The following is a 19,550-nucleotide window of genomic DNA, read 5'->3' as shown; positions in this document are numbered from 1 at the left end:
AGAATTTGAACCGCCCTGGGTCTGATGGAGGCTCTGGTCATTTGATTCCGACCAGGGCTTCGTGGCCCTGCTGCTTAGCGTAGAACCTCCCTTCGAACTCGACGGGCGGCAGGTCGCCGAGGTAGCCGTGCAGCCGCTGGTGGTTGTGCCAGTGGACCCACCCGAGCGTCGCGAGCTCGACGTCCTCCACGGTCCGCCAGGGCCCGGACCGGGCGGGTCCGCGGATCAGTTCGGCCTTGTAGTAGCCGTTCACGGTCTCGGCGAGCGCGTTATCGTACGAGTCGCCGACTGTCCCGATCGACGGCGTCGCGCCGATCTCCGCGAGCCGCTCGCCGTAGCGCAGGCTCGTGAACTGGGCTCCGGCGTCGCTGTGGCACCGCAGCCCGGTCAGGCGGGTGCCGCGAGACCAGCGGGCCATCTCGATCGCGTCCAGGACCATCTCGGTGCGCATGTGCCCGGCAGCCCGCCACCCCACGATCGTCCGCGAGAACGCGTCGATGATGAAGCACACGTACGCCATGCCGGCGAACGTCGGGACATAGGTCAGATCGGTGACCCACAGCTGGTTCGGAGCCGTCGCTGTGAAGTCCCGCCTGACGAGGTCCGGGTGCCGGGCCGAGGTGGGGTCGGGGCGGGTGGTCCGCACCCGCTTCGTCCTGACCGCGCCCTGGATCCCGAGCCCGCGCATGAGGCGGGCGACCTGGTCACGACCGACGTCATGCCCGGCCCTGCGTGCCGCCTTCCACAACTTCCGTGCCCCGTAGACGCGGTAGTTGTCGTCCCACAGGGTGCGCAGCATCGGGCCCACCTCGGCGTCGCGGCCCGCACGCGCCGAGGGCGGGCGGGCCTTGGCGGCGTAGTACGTGCTCACAGCCACCTGCACCCCGGCTGCGCGCAGCACGGTGCAGATGGACTCGACTGTGAGACGCACGCCGCCCGCGACGTCGCCGCGGTTGGCGTCGATGAAGGCGACTACTTCCGGTGTTGGCGGTCGAGCTCCGCCCCGAAGAAACTTGCGGCCCGCTTCAGTATTTCGTTCGCCCGCCGCAACTCCCGGTTCTCCTGCTCGAGCTCCCGGATCCGCCGCGCTTCGGCAGTGGTGATCCCCGGTGCGTGCCCGGCATCGATCTCGGCCTGCTTGACCCACTGGCGCACCGACTCGACCCCGTAGCCCAGCTGGGTCGCGACCCGCTGCACCGTGCCGTGCTCGGTCCCCAGCTCCGCGCGCAGGGTCCGCACCATCCGCACCGCGGCGGCCTTCTCCTCATCCGAGTACCGCCGCGTCTGCGGCTTGCCCGGCGTCTGCTCCTTCGGCATGGCTCCATCCTCGTTTCCAAGGTCAGGAACCTCCAACAAACCCAGGGCGGTTCATTCCGTCGCCGCTAGGGAGATCCCCCTTCGGCGCGCCCAGGCGCGGATCTGCGCGTTGATCGCGGAGGGAGCCTCGACGTGGGCGCGGTGGTGCGCGATCGCTCGCGCCCTGGACTCGGCGACCACGAGATGCATCCACTCTCGTGTCAAGGCTGGAGTCAAAGCTCGTAGCGGTGTCGCGCTGAGGTCGACTGCACCAAATTGGGCCTGTGAGCCGGCGATCGGTCGATCGATCCACTGGTCGCACAGGCGTAGGTCGAGTTGCCTGGTCGAGTCGCGGATGTCCGTGCGCGTCGTCAGCCAATGGCGAATGAAGGCGCCCACAGGCTCGGTGCCGGCGTCGACGTCGATCCACATCGTGCTGCCAGCCTGTGCGACCAGGCGGGCAAGGACACGTTCGGCTTCGATCTTGGTGCGATGGGTGCCGTGGGCCCGCATCTTGCCGTCGGGCCCGGTCAGTCGGACCTGGTAGGTACCGGCCTTGGTGACGCGGATGCTTCCGACACTGCGGCGTCGGGCTGTGGTCTTGCGGGGCATCGAACTCTCCTCCGAGGAAGCCCTAGTGGCACGTAGTGGCACATGGGTTGTTTCTCAGAGGCCCGGGCCTGCCCGGTGGTTCCCTCCCGCAGGGTCGCTGACCTGCGTGTTTACTGCTGGAGCGGGTGACGGGAATCGAACCCGCGCTATCAGCTTGGGAAGCTGAAGTTCTACCATTGAACTACACCCGCACGGTCACGCCGTCGGCCCGCAGGACCGGCAACGATGCGCGCACCGGTGATCATACCCAACCCGGCGCTCAGGACCGAACCGAGGCGCTGACCGGCGCGTTCACGCCGCGTCGCGGGCGCCGCGCACCCCCTCGACGGCCGCGTGCGCGAGACCGGGCCGCGTCCCGGCGTCGTGGGGGCTACCGTGTCCACCGTGCTGCTCTCCGACCGCGACATCCGCGCAGAGGTCGACGCCGGCCGCGTCGAGCTGGACCCGTACGACCCGTCGATGATCCAGCCGTCGAGCATCGACGTCCGGCTCGACAAGTACTTCCGGCTCTTCGACAACCACCGGTACCCGTTCATCGACCCGTCGCAGGAGCAGCCCGAGCTGACCCGCCTCGTCGAGGTCGACGCCGGCGAGCCGATGGTGCTGCATCCCGGCGAGTTCGTGCTCGGCTCCACGTACGAGTCGGTCACGCTGCCGGACGACGTCGCCGCCCGCCTGGAGGGCAAGTCGAGCCTCGGTCGCCTGGGCCTGCTCACCCACAGCACGGCCGGGTTCATCGACCCGGGGTTCTCCGGGCACGTGACCCTGGAGCTGAGCAACGTCGCCACGCTCCCGATCACGCTGTGGCCGGGCATGAAGATCGGCCAGCTGTGCTTCTTCCGGCTGTCCTCCCCGGCGGAGCACCCGTACGGGTCAGACGCGTACGGGTCGCGGTACCAGGGCCAGCGCGGCCCCACGGCCAGCCGTTCCTGGAAGTCCTTCCACCGCACGGACGTATGAGCGCCCACCACCGGGACGGGCGACGGCGTTACGCGAGCTCCCGGCGTGCCGGTACGGTGACCTCGCCTGTCACCTCGAACCGGACCCGGAAGGAGCTGCGCCAGATGGCCCAGTCCGCTCCCTCGCCCCTGCCGCGTCTGCCGCGGTCGACGACGCAGGGCCATCAGGCCCGTCACGTCCTCGCCGTCGGGGACGACGTGTTCGTGGACGAGGTGGAGGTGCTGGCGCTGTCACGGTTCCTCGGCACCCGCTGGGACGTGGTGCCGTCCGACCTGCCCGGTGCGGACCTCCCGGCCGGCCGGATCGCCGGCCCGGGGGAGCCCGGCGTCCTGCGCCTGAGCCGGCACAGCCACGTCTACGGCCCGTACGCGCCGCAGGGGGACGGGTTCGAGCTCGGTGTGCCGGGACGCGCCGCGATGGTGTTCGACGTCGTGACGCCGCGGGAGCGCTGGGACGACGCCCCGGTGCCCGGCGGCGGCGACCGTGACGGGCTCGCCCGAGCGTTCCCGGCGGGGCTGCCGAACCGTGAGGAGCAGCGGGTCGTGTCCTGGCTGGTCGCGGCCGCCCGCCGCCTCGGCGGGTCTGTGCGTCTCGACGTGGCCGGTCTGTGGGACCCCGCCGAGCAGGCCCGCCGTGCCGCGGGTGCCGGCGTCGTGCTGACCCCGGACCCGGGTGCGTCGGTCGACCTGACGGTGTGGTCCGACGTCTGGCTCGACCCGCAGGCCGCCCACCGGGTGCTGCAGGCGGTGCACCTCCGGGTGGTCCTGGCCACGCAGGGCGCCGACTACCAGGGCCCACCGGCGGGGATCGCGGAGAAGCCGCTGTACCCCGGGGAGAAGATGGACCCGGAGCTGCGCCGCGAGCTGCACGCCCGCGCCGACGACCACGACATCGAGGCGCTGCGTGCGCCGGTGGTCCTCGACGGCTACGGCCTGACGATCGACCTGGGCCACGACGGCTACGTGACGGTCGAGGTCAACGGCGAGGAGGTCCTGCCGCTGCTCGTCAAGGAGCTGCCGTGGGCCTCCAACGGGGCGATCTGCTACCGCGTCGTGTGGGACCCGCCGGACCTGTTCGAGGCGCAGATGGAGTTCCCGCAGCCGGCTCTCGTGGTGGCCCGCAAGCGTGCGGCGGACCTGGTGGGGCGGATCGCGGCGACCCTGCACTCCGCCGTCGGCGGGGAGATCGCCGACGAGGCGGAGTTCCTCCTGGCGCCGGAGGACCTGGCCTGACGCGGGCCCGGGCCCGGGCCCGGACGCGGGTGGGGGCCCGGGCGCGGGCGAGGTCGAGCCTGAGCCGAGCCCGCGTCAGGCGGCCCGTTCGCGGGACAGCAGCGACTCCTTGACGGCGAGCCCGTAGCGGAACCCGCCCAGGGTGCCGTCGGAGCGCAGCACCCGGTGGCACGGCACGAACAGGGCCGCCGCGTTCTGCGCGCACGCGCCGGCGGCGGCGCGGACGGCGGTGGGCCGCCCGGCCCGGGCCGCGTACTCGGTGTACGTGACGGGCGCGCCGGGAGCGACGTCGCGCAGCACGTCCCAGGCGTGCTCGCGGAACTCCCCGGACCGCTGCCGCACCGGGACCCGGCCGACGGCCTCGAGGTCGCCGGCGTAGTAGGCGCGCACCGCCGCGACGGGGCCGGCCGTGGCCGGGTCGTCGTCGGGCACGGGCGTCACCTCGGTGGGCCGCAGCCCGGGGTGCACGAGACCGACGAGCGCCTCGACGTCCGTGGTCCAGCCCGCGGCCAGCACGACGCCGTCGTCGGCGACGAGCGTGAACGGGCCGTCGGGGGTGTCGAACGTGGTGCTGACCGTCATCGGGTCCTCCTCTGGGTGCTGCGGGCGGCGGCGGCCGCCGCGTGCCACAGGTGGCGGGCTGCGTACGAGCGCCAGGGCGCCCAGGTCGTGGCGTGCGCGGCGAGGGCGCGCGGGTCGTCGGGCAGGCCGAGCGCACGGGCCCCGGCGCGCAGCGCGACGTCGCCGTCCAGCCACACGTCGGGGTCGCCCAGCACGCGCAGGGCGACGTACCCGGACGTCCACGGTCCGATGCCGGGTCGCGCCTCGAGCGCCGGCCGCAGGCTCGCGGCGTCCGCCCCGACGTCCACGGTCAGGTCGCCGTCGGCCAGGGCGCGGGCCGTGGCGGTGACGGTCGAGCGCTGCCGGGTGGGCAGGGCGAGGTGCGCGCCGTCGTCGTCGGCCACCTGGGCGGCGGTCGGGAAGAGCCGGGTCAGGCCGGGGATCGTCGAGGCCCAGGGGGTGCCGACGGCGGCGGCGAGCCGGGACAGGTGGGTGCGGGCCGCCGCCACGGAGATCTGCTGGCCGACGATCGCGCGGACCACCAGCTCGTGCGCGTCCACGGACCCCGGGACCCGGATCCCCGGGACGGCCGCGACCGCGGCGGCGAGGGCCGGGTCCACGGCCAGCGCGGTGTCGACGGCCACCGGGTCCGCGTCGAGGTCGAGCAGGCGGCGCACCCGGGCGACGGCGGTGGCGACGTCGGCGAGCGACGCGAGCTCAAGGCGCAGCACGACGCGACCTGGTCCGACGTCGGCGCCCGCCGAGGCCTCGAACGCGCCCGGGCCGTGGGGGAGCATCAGGGTGCGGGCGTACCGGGCGGTGACGCCGGGCGCGCGGGGAGAGCCGGGGGAGCCGGGGGTGCCCGGGGTCGTGACGTCGGCCGCCTCGACGCCCTCGACCGCCCGCGCACCCAGGTAGCGCAGGGTGCCGACGCCGTCGAACGGCTCGCGCACGGGCAGCGCGAGTCGCAGCAGCACCGGCGTGCCGGCGGCACCGGTCGCCGGGTCGGCACCGCACCACCGGATCGGCGGACCATCGCGCCGAACCGGTGGCGCAGCGCCGACCCGGGCGCGGCGCTGGAGATCGCTCGGCGTCGTGGCGAACACGGCGCGGACGGTGTCGTTGAGCTGGCGGATGCTGCCGAACCCGGCCGCGAACGCGACGTCGGACACGGACAGGGCGGTGCTGGTCAGCAGGTCCCGGGCCGTCTGGGCCCGTCGGGCGCGGGCGAGGGCGAGCGGCCCCGCGCCCAGCTCGGCCGTCAGGACACGGTGCAGATGGCGGGGCGTGTAGCCGAGCCGGGCGGCCAGGCCCGGGACGCCCTCGCGGTCCACGACGCCGTCGGACACCAGCCGCATCGCCCGCCCCGCGAGGTCGCCCCGCAGGTCCCAGGCGGGCGTGCCCGGTGCCGCCTCGGGCAGGCAGCGCCGGCACGCGCGGAACCCGGCGTCGTGCGCGGCAGCGCTCGTGAGGTAGAAGGCGACGTTCTGCGGCTTCGGGGTGCGGGCCGGGCAGGACGGGCGGCAGTAGATGCCGGTGGTGCGCACGGCCGTGAAGAACTGCCCGTCGAAGCGGGCGTCGCGGGCGGCGATCGCCCGGTAGCGCTCGTCGAAGGTGGTGTCGGCCATGGCCCTATCGTGACCCGCCCGACGCCGGGGTGGCCAGCGGGATTCGGACATGCCGGTGGGGAGCTCCGGATGCCGACCGGTGTGCTGCGGAGTAGAACCGGGGCATGGCTTCGACGGCGAGCGGCGCACCGGCGCTGAAGACGATCACGACGGACGTCCCGGCACGTCTGGACCGCCTGCCGTGGTCCAGGTTCCACTGGATGGTGGTCATCGGGCTGGGCACGGTGTGGATCCTCGACGGGCTCGAGGTGACCATCGTCGGCAACCTGTCCGACGCGCTCAAGAGCCCGGACGGGCTGGGCCTGACCAGCTCCGACATCGGGCTCGCCGGTGCCGTCTACGTCACCGGGTCGTGCCTGGGAGCACTGGTGTTCGGCCAGCTCACCGACCGGTTCGGCCGCAAGAAGCTGTTCATCCTCACGCTCCTGGTCTACCTCGCGGGCACGGTGCTGACCGCGTTCTCGATGAACCCCCTGTACTACTTCGCGATGCGTTTCGTCACCGGGCTGGGGCTCGGCGGGGAGTACGCCGCCGTGAACTCCGCGATCGACGAGCTCATCCCCGCGAAGTACCGCGGCCGGATCGACATCCTCATCAACGGGTCCTACTGGCTCGGCGCGGCCGGTGGTGCGCTGCTCACCATCCCCCTGCTCAACCCCGACCTCGTGCCGGCCTGGATCGGTTGGCGGCTGTGCTTCGCGCTCGGGGCGGTGCTGGGCCTGTGCATCCTGTTCGTGCGGCGCAACGTGCCCGAGAGCCCCCGGTGGCTGTTCATCCACGGGCGCGAGGAGGAGAGCGAGAAGATCGTCTCCGGCATCGAGGAGCGGGTCGTCGCCGACACGGGCGAGACGCTGGACGACGCCGGGACCAGCATCACCGTCAAGCAGCGGCACACGATCTCCCTGGCACGGGTGGCCCGGACGGTGTTCCGCGACTACCCGCGCCGCACGGTCCTGTGCCTGGCGTTGTTCATCGGCCAGGCGTTCCTGTACAACGCGTTCTTCTTCACTTTCGGCGACACGCTGCAGACCTTCCTCGGCGTGGACCAGACCGGCGCCTACATCGCCCTCTTCGCCGTGAGCAACTTCCTGGGTGCGCTCGCCCTGGGTCCGCTCTTCGACAGCGTGGGCCGGGTCAAGATGATCTCCGCGACCTACATCAGCTCCGGCGTCCTGCTCGCCGTGGCAGGACTCGTGCTCGGCGGGCTGTCCGCGTGGACGCTGACCTTCTTCGGCATGGGCATCTTCTTCATCGCGTCCGCGGGCGCCAGCTCCGCCTACCTCACGGCGAGCGAGATCTTCCCCATGGAGACCCGCGCCCTGTGCATCGCGTTCTTCTACGCGATCGGCACCGCGATCGGCGGCATCTCCGGCCCGCTGCTGTTCGGCCGACTCATCGAGGCGGCCGGCGAGTCCGGTGACATCACCGGGATCGCCGTCGGCTACTACATCGGTGCGGCACTGATGATCGGTGGTGGCGTCGTGGCGCTGTTCCTCGGGGTCGGCGCCGAGCGCAGGTCGCTGGAGGACATCGCCGAGCCGATCTCGGCGCAGGACGCCCGCGACGAGTGAGGCGCTGCCGGTGGGGACGGCCTGGCCGGACGTCCCGGGCCAGGACGGCTAGACGACGAACCGCAGCCAGTCGGTGACGACCCCCAGGTACTCCTCGGACGCCGACCCGGCGGACAGCGACAGGTCGTGCGCGCCGCCCCGGATCGAGACGAAGTCGACGTCCCAGCCCAGGCGGGGTGCGATCCGGCGGATGTGCTCGACGTCGAGCACCGTGTCCGAGGTGAGGTGCTCGCTGGTGGTGGACCGGTCCGAGGCGAGCACCAGGACGGGGATATCCAGGTCGAGGCCACGGGCGAGCCGCCGCTGGGCGCGCCGCACCGAGCGGAACCAGGCCGCCCGGACGGGGAACGGGGCGTGGGGCTTCCACGCCGGGTCGAACTCCCACGGCCCGCCGTGGTCGAGGTGCAGGGCGCGGGCGTAGTCGTCGCCCAGGTGGGAGAGGACGGCGCGGGGCGCGAGCGGGGCGACCGTCTCCGCCAGGGCGACGGCGGACCACCGCAGGGGGCGGCGGGCGTTGTGCTCGAACCAGGGGCTGTTGAGCACGAGGGCCTCGGCCCTCCCTTCGCGCGCCGACGCCCACAGCGGCGCGATCAGCCCGCCGGTGGAGTGGCCGAGCACCACCAGCGACGTGTGCCCCGCGGCGCGGACCACCTCCGCCGCCGCGTCGAGGTCCTGGGCGTACACGGCGATGTCGGGCACGAGGTTGGGGTCGCCGCCCGCGGCCACGTGCGCGTCCCAGGACCGCCCGTGGCCGCGCAGGTCGACGGCGTAGAACGCGACGCCGGCGTCGGCGAACGCCCGCGCGACGTGCGGGTGGAAGAAGTAGTCGGCGAACCCGTGCACCGCGAGGACGGCGACCTGCGCCGGCGAACCCTGCGGGGCCACGGACGGCACGTGGCGCACCAGCGTCGCCTCCGCGCCGGCCGGCAGCGGCAGCGTGCGGGCCTGGAAGCCGTCCCCGAGCAGGTCCGGCACCCACGGCGTGTCCGCCGTGGCGACGTCAGGAGCTGCGGGGTCCGGGGCGTCGTCCTGTGCGGCGGTCATGGGCCGAGGCTACCGAGCCTGCTCGGTGCCCGCTGCGTGCCCGCTCCGTGCCCTGCCCGCGGGCGGCAGGGGTCCGCCCGCGGGCAGGCTCAGCGCAGGCTCAGCGCGGGCCCTGCGAGGGGTCGGTGGGGCCGTGCGGGCCGGAGGGGTCCACCGGCGGCTGACCCGGCTGGTGGGTGGGCGGCTGCTGGCCGAAGACGTCCTGCGGGTCGGAGGACACGGGGGTCGCGGTGGCCGCGGCGGTGCGGTTGTGGCGCACGACCAGGGTGATGACCGTACCCAGGACGGCCAGGCCGACGACGAGGGCGAGCACGAACACCCACACGGGGGTGCCGGAGTCGGTGGCGGCCGTGTCCTCGGCGTCGTCCATGCCGGTCATGCCGTCGGCGGTCTCGTCGGCGTCCTGGGGTGCGACCTCCTCCGCCGACCCCTCCGTCGCCTCCTCCTCGGTGGGTGTGGCCTCCTCGGCGGTTGCGGCGCCGTCCGCGACGGCGGAGCCGCGTGCGGAGATCTCGTTGCGCTCGCCCATCGTGGGCTCCCAGGTGACGGTGTTGCCGTCCACGGTCCCGTTGGTCTCGCCCACCGCGCCGGGGAAGGTCACGGCGATCCGCATGAGGAACGAGTCGAGGATCTCGGCGGGCATCTCGGCGGTCTCGCCGGTGCTCTCGTCGGAGAGGTCCATGACACCCTCGACGACGTACTCGTCGCCCTCGCGCGTGATGGACAGGTCCTCGTCGGTGCCGATGCCGTCGAGCGGCTGGTCGGTGTAGTTGACCTGCACGCCGGTGTACTCGCCGTCGGCGTACGGCTCCTGGGAGGAGCCCTCGGGCAGCTCGCTGGTGAGGCCGTCCTCGCCCTCGTTCGCCATGTCCCACATCTCCTGGGGGTCCATGTCGAGGGACTCGGCGAACTCGTCGGAGATCGCCATGACGACCGTGCCGGAGACGGTGTCGTCCTCCGACAGCGTGAAGCCCATCTCGACCTTCATGCAGCCGGCGAGGGTGACGAGGCCGACGGCGGCGAGCGCGGCACCGAGGGCCGCGCGGGCGCGTCGGCGGGGGCGGCGGGAGGTGGCAGGGCGGGCAGGAGGTGCCGGGAGGATGCTCACGGTTCCAGCATCCCGCACCTCGGAGGGCCAGGCACCCCTGGTCCGCCCCTCGGAACAGGTTCACCCGGCGGTCGCGCGAGCAAACTTGAGCGGAATAGACTCAACTTTGATCCCGTTGATCCCAGCAGGACGATCCGACACGACGATGGTCCGACTCGACGACCCCGACACCCGGACCCGGAGGACCCATGGAGACCAAGTTCACGACGATGTCGCAGCAGGCCGTCGGCGACGCCGTGGCATCGGCGTCAGCGGCAGGAAACCCTCAGCTCGAACCCGCCCACCTGCTCGCCGCGCTCCTCACCCAGACCGGCGGCGTCGCCGTCGGTCTCCTCGAGGCCGTGGGCGCCGACGCCCAGCAGGTCGGGCAGCGGACCCGCGCCGCCCTCGTCGCCCTGCCCACGGCGAGCGGGTCCGGCGTCGCGCAGCCCACGCCGTCGCGCGCCATGCAGAGCGTCCTGACCACCGCCACGCAGGAGGCCGAGGCCCTCGGTGACGAGTACGTGTCCACCGAGCACCTGCTCATCGCGATCGCCGCCGGCTCCTCGCCCGCCGCCCAGGCCCTCACCGCGGCCGGCGCCACCGCCGACGCGCTGCGCGGCGCACTGCCCGCCGTGCGCGGCTCCGGACGGGTCACCAGCCCGAACCCCGAAGGCACCTACAAGGCGCTCGAGCAGTACGGCACCGACCTCACCCAGCGCGCCCGCGACGGCCGCCTCGACCCCGTCATCGGGCGCGACGCCGAGATCCGCCGCGTCGTGCAGGTGCTGAGCCGCCGCACCAAGAACAACCCCGTGCTCATCGGCGAGCCCGGCGTCGGCAAGACCGCCGTCGTCGAAGGGCTCGCGCAGCGCATCGTCGCCGGCGACGTCCCCACCTCCCTGCAGGGCAAGCGGCTCGTCGCCCTCGACCTGGCGGGCATGGTCGCCGGCGCCAAGTACCGCGGCGAGTTCGAGGAACGCCTCAAGGCCGTCCTGGAGGAGATCACCGCGTCCGACGGCGAGGTCGTCACCTTCATCGACGAGCTGCACACCGTCGTCGGGGCAGGCGCCGGGTCCGACGGCGCGATGGACGCCGGCAACATGCTCAAGCCGATGCTCGCCCGCGGCGAGCTGCGCATGGTGGGCGCCACCACCCTCGACGAGTACCGCGAGAACATCGAGAAGGACCCCGCCCTCGAACGCCGCTTCCAGCAGGTCTTCGTCGGCGAGCCCACCGTCGAGGACACCGTCGCCATCCTGCGCGGCCTCAAGGAACGCTACGAGGCGCACCACAAGGTGACCATCGCCGACTCCGCGCTCGTCGCGGCCGCCGCGCTGTCCGACCGGTACATCACCGGCCGCCAGCTCCCCGACAAGGCCATCGACCTCGTCGACGAGGCCGCCTCCCGCCTGCGCATGGAAATGGACTCCTCGCCCGTGGAGATCGACGAGCTGCAGCGCGCCGTCACCCGCCTCGAGATGGAGGAGGTCGTCCTCAAGGACGCCGAGAACGGCGGGGACGCCGCCTCCGCCGACCGCCTGCAGAAGCTCCGCGCCGACCTCGCCGACCGTCGCGAGGAGCTCGCCGCGCTCACCGTCCGCTGGGAGTCGGAGAAGGCCGGGCACAACCGCGTCGGCGACCTGCGCGCCCGCATCGACGAGCTGCGCACCGAGTCCGACCGGCTCCAGCGCGACGGTGACCTCGAGGCCGCCGCCCGGCTGCTCTACGGGGAGATCCCGCAGGTCGAACGCGAGCTCGCCCAGGCCGAGCAGGACGAGGCGACCGTCGCCCAGGCGGAGACCGTCGCCGACGAGGCACCGATGATCGCCGACAAGGTCGGCGCCGACGAGATCGCCGAGGTCGTGGCCGCCTGGACCGGCATCCCCGCCGGACGCCTCCTGCAGGGCGAGTCCGAGAAGCTGTTGAGCATGGAGGACGTGCTCGGCGAACGCCTCATCGGGCAGCGCGACGCCGTGCGCGCCGTGTCCGACGCCGTCCGGCGCGCCCGCGCCGGGGTCGCCGACCCCGACCGGCCCACCGGGTCGTTCCTGTTCCTCGGTCCCACGGGCGTCGGCAAGACCGAGCTCGCCAAGGCGCTCGCCGACTTCCTGTTCGACGACGAGCGCGCCATGGTGCGCATCGACATGTCCGAGTACGCCGAGAAGCACAGCGTGGCGCGTCTGGTCGGTGCGCCGCCGGGGTACGTCGGCTACGACGAGGGCGGCCAGCTCACCGAGGCGGTGCGGCGTCGTCCCTACTCCGTGGTGCTGCTCGACGAGGTCGAGAAGGCGCACCCCGAGGTGTTCGACATCCTGCTGCAGGTGCTCGACGACGGCCGCCTCACCGACGGTCAGGGTCGCACGGTCGACTTCCGCAGCACCATCCTGGTGCTCACGTCGAACCTGGGCTCGCAGTTCCTCGTGGACCCGGCGCTCGACGACGACGCACGCCGCGACGCCGTCATGGCCACGGTGCGCGCCGCGTTCAAGCCGGAGTTCCTCAACCGGCTCGACGACGTCGTGCTGTTCGACGCGCTGAGCCTGGACGAGCTGGGCCGGATCGTCGACCTGCAGGTCGCGGCGCTCGCGCGGCGGCTCGCGGACCGGCGCATCACCCTGGAGGTCTCGGCGGCCGCTCGCGAGTGGCTGGCGCTGGAGGGTTTCGACCCCGCGTACGGGGCGCGGCCGCTGCGCCGGCTGGTGCAGCGCGAGATCGGTGACCGGCTCGCGCGGCGCCTGCTCGCCGGCGAGGTGTCCGACGGGGACGCCGTCGTCGTCGACCGCGACGCCGATGGCGACGGGCTCACCGTCCGCTGACCGTCTGCCCCGACGGCGGCCCGGCAGCCGCCCGCACGATCGACGGCAGCCTCTCCTGAGCTCTGCGGAACGCGGAACAGGCGGCCGCGCCGGCCGTCCCGAGGGACGACGGGCGCGACCGCCTGTTCGGCGACGCGCGCTGGACGACGCCGAGCGTCAGACGCGGATGAACGTCGGGTTGCTCTGCCACATCTTGCGCTTGATGACGCCGGTGCGCGGGTTGCCGGCCTCGATGACCTTGCCGTTGCCGGCGTAGATCGCCACGTGACCCGGCGTGTAGACGATGTCGCCGGGCTTGGCGTTGCTGCGGGAGACCTTCTTGCCGACGCTCCGCTGCGCGGAGGACGAGCGCGGCAGCGTCTTGCCGGTCGCCTTCTTGTAGACGTAGGAGGTGAAGCCGGAGCAGTCGAAGCCACGCGGGCTCGAACCGCCGTAGACGTAGCGGGCGCCGACGTACTGGTGCGCCACCGAGACGACCTTCGACCCGTTGGTCGCCTTCGGGTTCACCTTGACGGTGCGGTGGGTCTTGACCTTCTGCAGGCCGGTCGACTTCGCCGGGACGACGGTCAGCCGGATCTTGTTGCGGCCGGTGTCGTACTTGCCCCACGTCGGCTTCAGCCGGGCGATGCCGTTCTTGTTGAGCTTCTTGGTGTTGACCTTCTTGCCGTCGATGAAGATCTTGACCTGGCCCTTGACGGCCTTGCCGTTCGAGGTCGCCTTGACCGTGTACTTCGGGCGGGTGTTCTTCTTGCCCTTCGTGCCGGTGGTCCGCGAGAGCGAGACCTTGACCGAGGGCTTCGACGACTTCTTCGCCGCCGCGAGCGAGCCGACGGCAGCCTGCGAGCTGACGTTCGCGGTGGTCGGCGCGGCGGTCGCGGTACCTGCACCGGCGACGAGCGTGCCTCCGGCGAGAGCCGCCGTCAGCGACATGGCCAGGGCGGCGCGGCGCAGAGGGGACGGGTGGGGGGATTTCGCGCCGTGGCGCGGGGTGTTCAGGGCAGGGGACATCTCAGGACCTCTCCAGCCTGCGAGATGAGCTGTCGGGTTAGGCCGAGAAGTGGTGGCCCGCCGTCGTGGGACGGCTGCACCCCGAGGGCGACGCGGACGTCGTCCGAAGTGGTTCTCCCGCTGCTGCCGTAGGGAAAGGCGTGGCGCCTGGTCCGCCGGCAGCACTTGGCTGCGGACCGTCGCATCACCCTGCTGGGACGCCGGGCGACCCGCGCACGCTAACGATCCGTTCACATCGATCACAATCGAGTAACGGAGGAAGTTCGGGGGCGATCGTGAAGCTCAGGTGAAGGACTTCGGCCGCGATGACATGACGGACGAGGCGGGCACGGCGGTGTTTATCGGCACCAAACAGGACGGATCGAGATGCCTCTTTGTCGTGATATCGCGGGCATCACGGCCGCGATGACCCGGTGGGGAGCGATGTCCTCGCTGGTCAGGGTTCTTCACACATCAGGGTGGCCGCCGTCACTCCAGCAGGTTCCCGGTCGCCTTCTCGCTTCCGACGGCCAGGCAGAGACCTGCACGGTCACCGTCCTGCCAGGACTCCTCGGTGGGCGCCCACACGACGAACGACCACGAGTCCGCCGCCTGCCGTGCCTGCGACCCGAGGAGATCCGCCGAGCAGTTCGTGGCGGCCCTCCTCGCGGCGACGTCGTCGCCCGGCCATACGGCGTCCGGCGCGGCGTCGGTGCGCCCGACGACCTGGGCCGCGTGCGGATCCGCGCACGGCACCACCTCGACCGACGTCACGACGTCGGACGCCGGCAGGTCGGCGACGCACGACCCCAGCACCAGCTGCACGGCGTTGACATCCCGGGGGGCGTCGACGTCGGCGGGGACCGGTGCCCACGCGCGCTCGTGAGCGCCCGACACCGCGGCCGAGACTCCCGCCGCCAGCCCCACGACGACGACGATCAGTCCCAGGGTGCCCGCGACCCAGATCCGTGCGCGGCGCCGGGCCGCGGCCCGTTCCGCCGGCGTCGGGCCGTCCGGCGCGCCCCAGCGGTCGCCGTACGGCACCTGTGACGGCGGGACCGGTGCGGCCGCAGCCGCACCGGGGTACGCCGTGCTCCCGGACGCCGTGCTCCCGGACGCCGTGCCCGCCGGCCCCGTGGCAGGGTCGACGCCGGGCACACCGGGACCTGGCACACCGGGACCTGGCGCACCGGGACCTGGCGCACCGGGACCTGGCGCACCGGGACCGGGGGAGGCGAACGACAGGTCGTCAGGTCGTTCGGTCATGGGCACAACCTATCCGGGTGCAGGCACGACCGGGTGGCGACGGGGTGCAGGTCGGCGCGCACCGTGCGTCACGCCAGGTCGAGGACGACGGGCACGTGGTCGCTCGCGCCCTTGCCGCGGCGTTCGTCGCGGTCGATCTGCACGCCGGTGACCCGGTCGCGCAGCGCGGGCGAGGCGTACGCGAAGTCGATGCGCAGGCCCTTGTCGCGGGGGAACGCGAGCTGCTGGTAGTCCCAGTAGGTGTAGGTGTGGGCCGCCGGCAGGTGCTCGCGGGTGACCTCGGTGTACCCGGCGTCGACGAACGCCGCGAAGGCCGCCCGCTCCGGCTCCGAGACGTGCGTGTGCCCGGCGAACGCCGAGGCGTCCCACACGTCGGTGTCGAGTGGCACCACGTTCCAGTCGCCGAGGAGCGCCACCTGCGCTGCGGCGTCCTCGGCCAGCCAGGACGCGGCGTCCGCCCGCAGCGCCTCGAGCCAGGCGAGCTTGTACGTGTAGTGCGGGTCGGTCAGGGTGCGCCCGTGCGGCACGTACAGCGACCACACGCGCACGCCGCCGCAGGTCGCGCCCAGCGCGCGCGCCTCGACGCGCGGGTCCGTGCCCGGCTTGCCGAAGGTCGGCTGGCTCGCGAACGACGCCGCCACGTCCTCGAGGCCGACGCGCGAGACGAGCGCGACGCCGTTCCACTGGTGGTAGCCGCTCACCGCGACCTCGTAGCCCGCCGCGGAGAACGCCTCGACGGGGAACTGGTCCTCGCGGCACTTCGTCTCCTGGATCGCCAGGACGTCCGTGCCGGAGCGTTCCAGGAACGCCAGCACGCGGTCGAGTCGGGTCCGGATCGAGTTGACGTTCCACGTGGCGATACGCACGCACGCACCCTAGGGCCATAGAGTGCCCACATGGGAACCGCGCTCGTCACCGGCGCCACCGCCGGCCTCGGACTGGAGTTCGCCTGGCAGCTCGCCACGGCACGGCACGACCTGGTGATCGTCGCTCGCGACGTCGACCGGCTGGAGCAGGTCGCCGGGCAGATCCGTGCCGCCGCCGGCGTCACCGTCGAGGTGCTGCCGGCGGACCTCTCCGTGCCCGACGACGTCGCCCGCGTGGCCGAGCGCCTCGCGGTCACGGGCGACGTGCCCGACGACGCCCGCCGACCGGTCGGCCTGCTGGTCAACAACGCCGGCTTCGCGCCCGCGCAACGGTTCGTCGGCGGGGACGTGGAGGTCGAGCTGCGCGCGATCGACGTGATGGTGCGCGCCGTCGTCCAGCTCAGCCACGCCGCTCTCGGGGCGATGACGGGGCGCGGGCGCGGCGCGGTGCTCAACGTCGCCTCGGTGGCCGCGCTCACCACGGGCGGGACCTACTCGGCCGCCAAGGCCTACGTGCGGTCCTTCACCGAAGGGCTGGCCGCCGACCTCGCCGGCACCGGGGTGACCGCCACGGCGCTGTGCCCCGGGTTCGTGCGCACCGAGTTCCACGACCGGGCGGGGCTCGACATGACCGACGTGCCGGAGATCGGGTGGCTGGACGCGCCGTACGTCGTCGCCCAGGCCCTGGCGGACGTGCGTCGCGGCACGGTCGTCTCCACGCCGTCGGTCCGCTACAAGGCAGGTTCGGCCCTGCTGCGCGTTCTCCCGCGCCCGGCGGTGCGGGCCATCGGTCGAATCCGCTGAAACGGGTGGCTTCCGCCACCGTCCGCCCGCCCGGGCGGGCGCGATGGCGCGGACGCTCCTAGCCTGGTCGGCATGAGCGAGTCACCGGCCGTCCCCCGGCGCCGCGACGACCCGGGCGAAGTCGCGGACGACGGCCCGTTCGACTACCGGGACCTGTTCGACGCGCTCGCCGTCCCCAAGGTGGTCCTGGACCCCGACCTCGTCGTCGTCGACGTCAACCGCCGGTACGTCGACACGCTCGGGCTGCCCGCCGAGGGCCTCGTCGGACGCCCGCTGACCGACCTCCTCGAGAGCCTCGAGGGTGACGTGGACGACGTCGTCCCGTTGCTCGTGGAGTCGCTGCACGCCTGCCTGCGCACCGGGCTGCCCCAGTCGGTCGGGCCCATCCGCTGGGACCTTCCCGATCCGCGCCGGCCCGCCGGGCCCCGGTGCTGGATGGTCATGGTGCTGCCGGTGACGCACGTCGGGCAGCACCAGGTGCGCGGGCTCGTCGTCCGGATCGACGAGATCGACCCTGCCGACGTCGCCGACGACGACGGCACGCTCGCCGGCCGGCGCTTCTGGAGCACTGCGATGAGCCGTGACCGCCAGGGGCTCGCCCAGGAGCGGGAGTCCGCTGTGGCGCTGCAGGCGTCGGTGCTGACCAAGCCGCCCACCGTGCCGGGGCTGACGCTGGACGTGCGCTACCAGCCGGCGAACCGGTTCGCCCGCGTCGGCGGTGACTGGTACGACGTCGTGGCGAGGCCTTCGGGGAGGACCGTCCTGATGATCGGCGACGTGTCCGGGCACGACGTGTCGGCCGCGGCGACGATGGTCCACCTCAAGGGCATCGTGAGCACGATCGCGGTGGAGGCCGGCGGCCTGCCGGACGAGATCCTGCGGCGCAGCGAGCTGGCAGCGCAGGTGCGGGGCATTCACTCGTTCGTCGCCGTCACCGTTGCCGTCGTCGATCCGCCTGACGCCCGTGGTGCGCGGCGTGTGAGATGGGCACGTGCAGGGTCGATGCCACCGATTGTCCATCGTCGTGACGGACGGGCGGAACTGCGGAACGAAGGGCCTGGCGCTCTTCTCGGACTGCGGCTGGATCGCGAACGTCCGCTGTCCGAGACAGTGCTGGAGCCGGGGGATGCGATACTGCTCTTCACCGACGGGCTCGTCGAGCGGCGCGACGAGCGGCTGGCGAACTCGTTGGAGGCGCTGCGCGGCGGTCTGAGCTGGCTCACGGACGTGCCGCCGAACCGGCTGTGCGACACGGTCCTGACGCGCACTGACGCGGCACACAGCGCAGACGACGTCGCGCTCGTCGTCGCACACGTGGACGAGCAACCCGGCGAGCAGCCCGACGAGCAGCCCGACGAGGCCCCGGACGCCCCGTCGCTACGATGAGAGCCGTGAACTCCACCGACCAGGCCTTCGGCCCCACGCCCCGTGAGCAGCTGCTCGAGCTCGTCCAGGAGATCGCGGTCGTGCACGGCCGGGTGACGCTCTCCTCCGGCAAGGAGGCCGACTACTACGTCGACCTGCGCCGGGTCACCCTGCACCACCGCGCCGCGCCGCTCATCGGGCACGTGCTGCTCGACCACCTGGAGGAGGCGGGTCTCGGCACCGCCGAGGTGGACGCCGTCGGCGGTCTGACGCTCGGCGCCGACCCCATCGCGACCGCGCTGCTGCACGCCGCCGCCTCCCGTGGCCAGGAGCTCGACGCGTTCGTCGTGCGCAAGGCCGCCAAGGTGCACGGCATGCAGCGCCAGATCGAGGGTCCGGACATCGCCGGACGGCGCGTCGTCGTCCTGGAGGACACGACCACGACGGGCGGGTCGCCGATCACGGCGATCGAGGCCGCGCGCGCGGCCGGTGCCGAGGTGCTCGCCTGCGCGACGATCGTCGACCGCGCCACGGGCGCCGGCGAGAAGATCGAGGCGCTGGGCGTGCCCTACCACTACCTCTACGACTTGGCCGACCTGGGCCTGGACGGCTAGTCGGACGCCCTCGACGAGGTCGGCCGGTCAGACGCGCTCGACGAGGTCGGCGATCGAGTCCACCACGTGCGAGGGCCGGAACGGGTGCTGGTCGACCTCCGCGGCCTCCGTCGACCCGGTCAGCACGAGGAAGGTCTCCAGCCCGGCCTCGATGCCGGCGACGACGTCGGTGTCCATCCGGTCGCCGATCATGGCGGTGGTCTCCGAGTGGGCGTCGATGCGGTTGAGCGCCGACCGGAACATCATCGGGTTGGGCTTGCCCACGTAGTAGGGGGCGCGGCCGGTGGCGGCCGTGATCATCGCGGCGACGGCACCCGTGGCGGGCAGCGGCCCCTCGGGCGACGGACCGGTGGTGTCCGGGTTGGTCGCGATGAACCGTGCCCCGCCCTTGACCAGCCGGATCGCCTTGGTGATCGCCTCGAACGAGTACGTCCGCGTCTCCCCGAGGACGACGTAGTCCGGGTCGGTCTCCGTCAGGGTGTACCCGGCCTCGTGCAGGGCCGTCGTCAGGCCCGCCTCGCCGATGGCGTGCGCTGAACCGCCGGGCACCTGGTCCGCGAGGAACGCGGCGGTCGCCATCGCGGACGTCCAGATCGACTCCTCCGGGACCTCGATGCCGGCGCGGGACAGCCGTGCGGCGAGGTCGCGCCCCGTGAAGATGGAGTTGTTGGTCAGGACGAGGAACGGCCGCCCCGCGTCGCGCAGCGCGGCGATGAACTCCGGCGCGCCGGGGATGGCCTTGCCCTCGTGCACGAGGACGCCGTCCATGTCGGTCAGCCAGCACTCGATCTTCCGGTCGCTCATGTCCTCACGGTAGTGCGTGCGCGCGGACCCCACC

17 protein-coding genes, 1 tRNA gene and 1 riboswitch are annotated in these 19,550 nt (G+C 72.8%); of the genes, 7 read left to right on the top strand and 11 right to left on the bottom strand.

The annotated features are described in order from the left end of the window. Positions 1-37 precede the first annotated feature (37 nt). The 3 genes from ACNHYB_RS09815 to ACNHYB_RS09805 all read right to left on the bottom strand — a co-directional run bounded on the left by ACNHYB_RS09815 (position 38) and on the right by ACNHYB_RS09805 (position 2,099). Positions 38-1,317, bottom strand: a protein-coding gene (locus ACNHYB_RS09815; protein ID WP_418275157.1) for an IS3 family transposase whose coding sequence is annotated in 2 segments (ribosomal slippage) — positions 38-1,014 and positions 1,014-1,317 — 1,281 coding nt in all. Because the reading frame shifts where the segments join, the coding sequence is not laid out codon by codon here. A 51-nt stretch (positions 1,318-1,368) separates the two neighbouring features. Then, positions 1,369-1,908, bottom strand: coding sequence for a hypothetical protein (locus ACNHYB_RS09810; protein WP_418275156.1), 540 nt, complete (start codon positions 1,906-1,908; stop codon positions 1,369-1,371). Positions 1,909-2,025: 117 nt separating this feature from the next. Next, positions 2,026-2,099, bottom strand: a tRNA-Gly gene (locus tag ACNHYB_RS09805). A 193-nt stretch (positions 2,100-2,292) separates the two neighbouring features. Between ACNHYB_RS09805 and dcd the strand changes: the two genes are divergently transcribed. Further along, positions 2,293-2,868, top strand: a complete 576-nt coding sequence (gene dcd / locus ACNHYB_RS09800; RefSeq protein WP_418275155.1) for a dCTP deaminase — start codon at positions 2,293-2,295, stop codon at positions 2,866-2,868. Between the two features lie 104 nt (positions 2,869-2,972). Continuing rightward, entirely contained in the window at positions 2,973-4,100 is a 1,128-nt protein-coding gene (locus tag ACNHYB_RS09795; RefSeq protein WP_418275154.1) for a hypothetical protein, read from the top strand. Positions 4,101-4,175: 75 nt separating this feature from the next. Here ACNHYB_RS09795 and ACNHYB_RS09790 read toward each other — a convergent pair whose 3' ends face one another. Further along, on the bottom strand, positions 4,176-4,682 hold the full coding sequence (locus ACNHYB_RS09790) for a methylated-DNA--[protein]-cysteine S-methyltransferase (protein WP_418275153.1): 507 nt from the start codon (positions 4,680-4,682) through the stop codon (positions 4,176-4,178). After that, positions 4,679-6,289 carry an Ada metal-binding domain-containing protein gene (locus ACNHYB_RS09785; RefSeq protein WP_418275152.1) on the bottom strand — a complete coding sequence of 537 codons (1,611 nt, stop codon included), beginning with the start codon at positions 6,287-6,289 and terminating at the stop codon, positions 4,679-4,681. Before ACNHYB_RS09785 ends, ACNHYB_RS09790 begins: the two co-directional genes overlap by 4 nt. Positions 6,290-6,393: 104 nt before the next feature. Here ACNHYB_RS09785 and ACNHYB_RS09780 point away from each other — a divergent pair, with 104 nt between their 5' ends. Beyond that, positions 6,394-7,860, top strand: a complete 1,467-nt coding sequence (locus ACNHYB_RS09780) for an MFS transporter (RefSeq protein ID WP_418275151.1) — start codon at positions 6,394-6,396, stop codon at positions 7,858-7,860. A gap of 48 nt (positions 7,861-7,908) precedes the next feature. On the opposite strand, the gene ACNHYB_RS09775 is transcribed toward ACNHYB_RS09780, so the two are convergent. Continuing rightward, positions 7,909-8,904, bottom strand: coding sequence for an alpha/beta hydrolase (locus ACNHYB_RS09775; RefSeq protein ID WP_418275150.1), 996 nt, complete (start codon positions 8,902-8,904; stop codon positions 7,909-7,911). 100 nt (positions 8,905-9,004) lie between these two features. Next, complete coding sequence (locus tag ACNHYB_RS09770) at positions 9,005-10,012, bottom strand: LppM family (lipo)protein (protein WP_418275149.1); 1,008 nt, start codon at positions 10,010-10,012, stop codon at positions 9,005-9,007. 188 nt (positions 10,013-10,200) lie between these two features. On the opposite strand from ACNHYB_RS09770, the gene clpB reads away from it, so the two are divergent. Continuing rightward, entirely contained in the window at positions 10,201-12,810 is a 2,610-nt protein-coding gene (gene clpB, locus ACNHYB_RS09765) for an ATP-dependent chaperone ClpB (RefSeq protein WP_418275148.1), read from the top strand. Between the two features lie 156 nt (positions 12,811-12,966). Here clpB and ACNHYB_RS09760 read toward each other — a convergent pair whose 3' ends face one another. The 3 genes from ACNHYB_RS09760 to ACNHYB_RS09750 form a co-directional block, all read right to left on the bottom strand. Further along, positions 12,967-13,740 (bottom strand): C40 family peptidase, encoded by a 774-nt coding sequence (locus tag ACNHYB_RS09760; RefSeq protein WP_418275147.1) that lies wholly within the window; start codon positions 13,738-13,740, stop codon positions 12,967-12,969. Between the two features lie 81 nt (positions 13,741-13,821). Beyond that, a riboswitch (cyclic di-AMP (ydaO/yuaA leader) is annotated at positions 13,822-13,963 on the bottom strand. 323 nt (positions 13,964-14,286) lie between these two features. Then, entirely contained in the window at positions 14,287-15,063 is a 777-nt protein-coding gene (locus ACNHYB_RS09755) for a septum formation family protein (protein WP_418275146.1), read from the bottom strand. A gap of 68 nt (positions 15,064-15,131) precedes the next feature. After that, positions 15,132-15,929 (bottom strand): exodeoxyribonuclease III, encoded by a 798-nt coding sequence (locus tag ACNHYB_RS09750; RefSeq protein WP_418275145.1) that lies wholly within the window; start codon positions 15,927-15,929, stop codon positions 15,132-15,134. A 30-nt stretch (positions 15,930-15,959) separates the two neighbouring features. Here ACNHYB_RS09750 and ACNHYB_RS09745 point away from each other — a divergent pair, with 30 nt between their 5' ends. From ACNHYB_RS09745 to pyrE, 3 genes are all read left to right on the top strand, one after another. After that, positions 15,960-16,733, top strand: a complete 774-nt coding sequence (locus tag ACNHYB_RS09745) for an SDR family NAD(P)-dependent oxidoreductase (protein WP_418275144.1) — start codon at positions 15,960-15,962, stop codon at positions 16,731-16,733. A gap of 72 nt (positions 16,734-16,805) precedes the next feature. Next, positions 16,806-18,119 (top strand): PP2C family protein-serine/threonine phosphatase, encoded by a 1,314-nt coding sequence (locus ACNHYB_RS09740; RefSeq protein WP_418275143.1) that lies wholly within the window; start codon positions 16,806-16,808, stop codon positions 18,117-18,119. Further along, on the top strand, positions 18,116-18,712 hold the full coding sequence (gene pyrE, locus ACNHYB_RS09735; RefSeq protein ID WP_418275142.1) for an orotate phosphoribosyltransferase: 597 nt from the start codon (positions 18,116-18,118) through the stop codon (positions 18,710-18,712). Before ACNHYB_RS09740 ends, pyrE begins: the two co-directional genes overlap by 4 nt. 27 nt (positions 18,713-18,739) lie before the next feature. Here the strand turns inward: pyrE and ACNHYB_RS09730 are convergent, their stop codons facing one another. Continuing rightward, a complete protein-coding gene (locus ACNHYB_RS09730; RefSeq protein ID WP_418275141.1) occupies positions 18,740-19,516 on the bottom strand; it encodes an HAD-IIA family hydrolase in 777 nt (258 codons plus the stop codon). Between the last annotated feature and the right edge of the window lie 34 nt (positions 19,517-19,550).

The organism is Isoptericola jiangsuensis (assembly GCF_048320105.1).
Classification (GTDB): domain Bacteria; phylum Actinomycetota; class Actinomycetes; order Actinomycetales; family Cellulomonadaceae; genus Isoptericola; species Isoptericola jiangsuensis_A.
The sequence above is the reverse complement of the archived record's forward strand: the minus strand, read 5'-3'. Positions and strand labels throughout refer to the sequence as shown.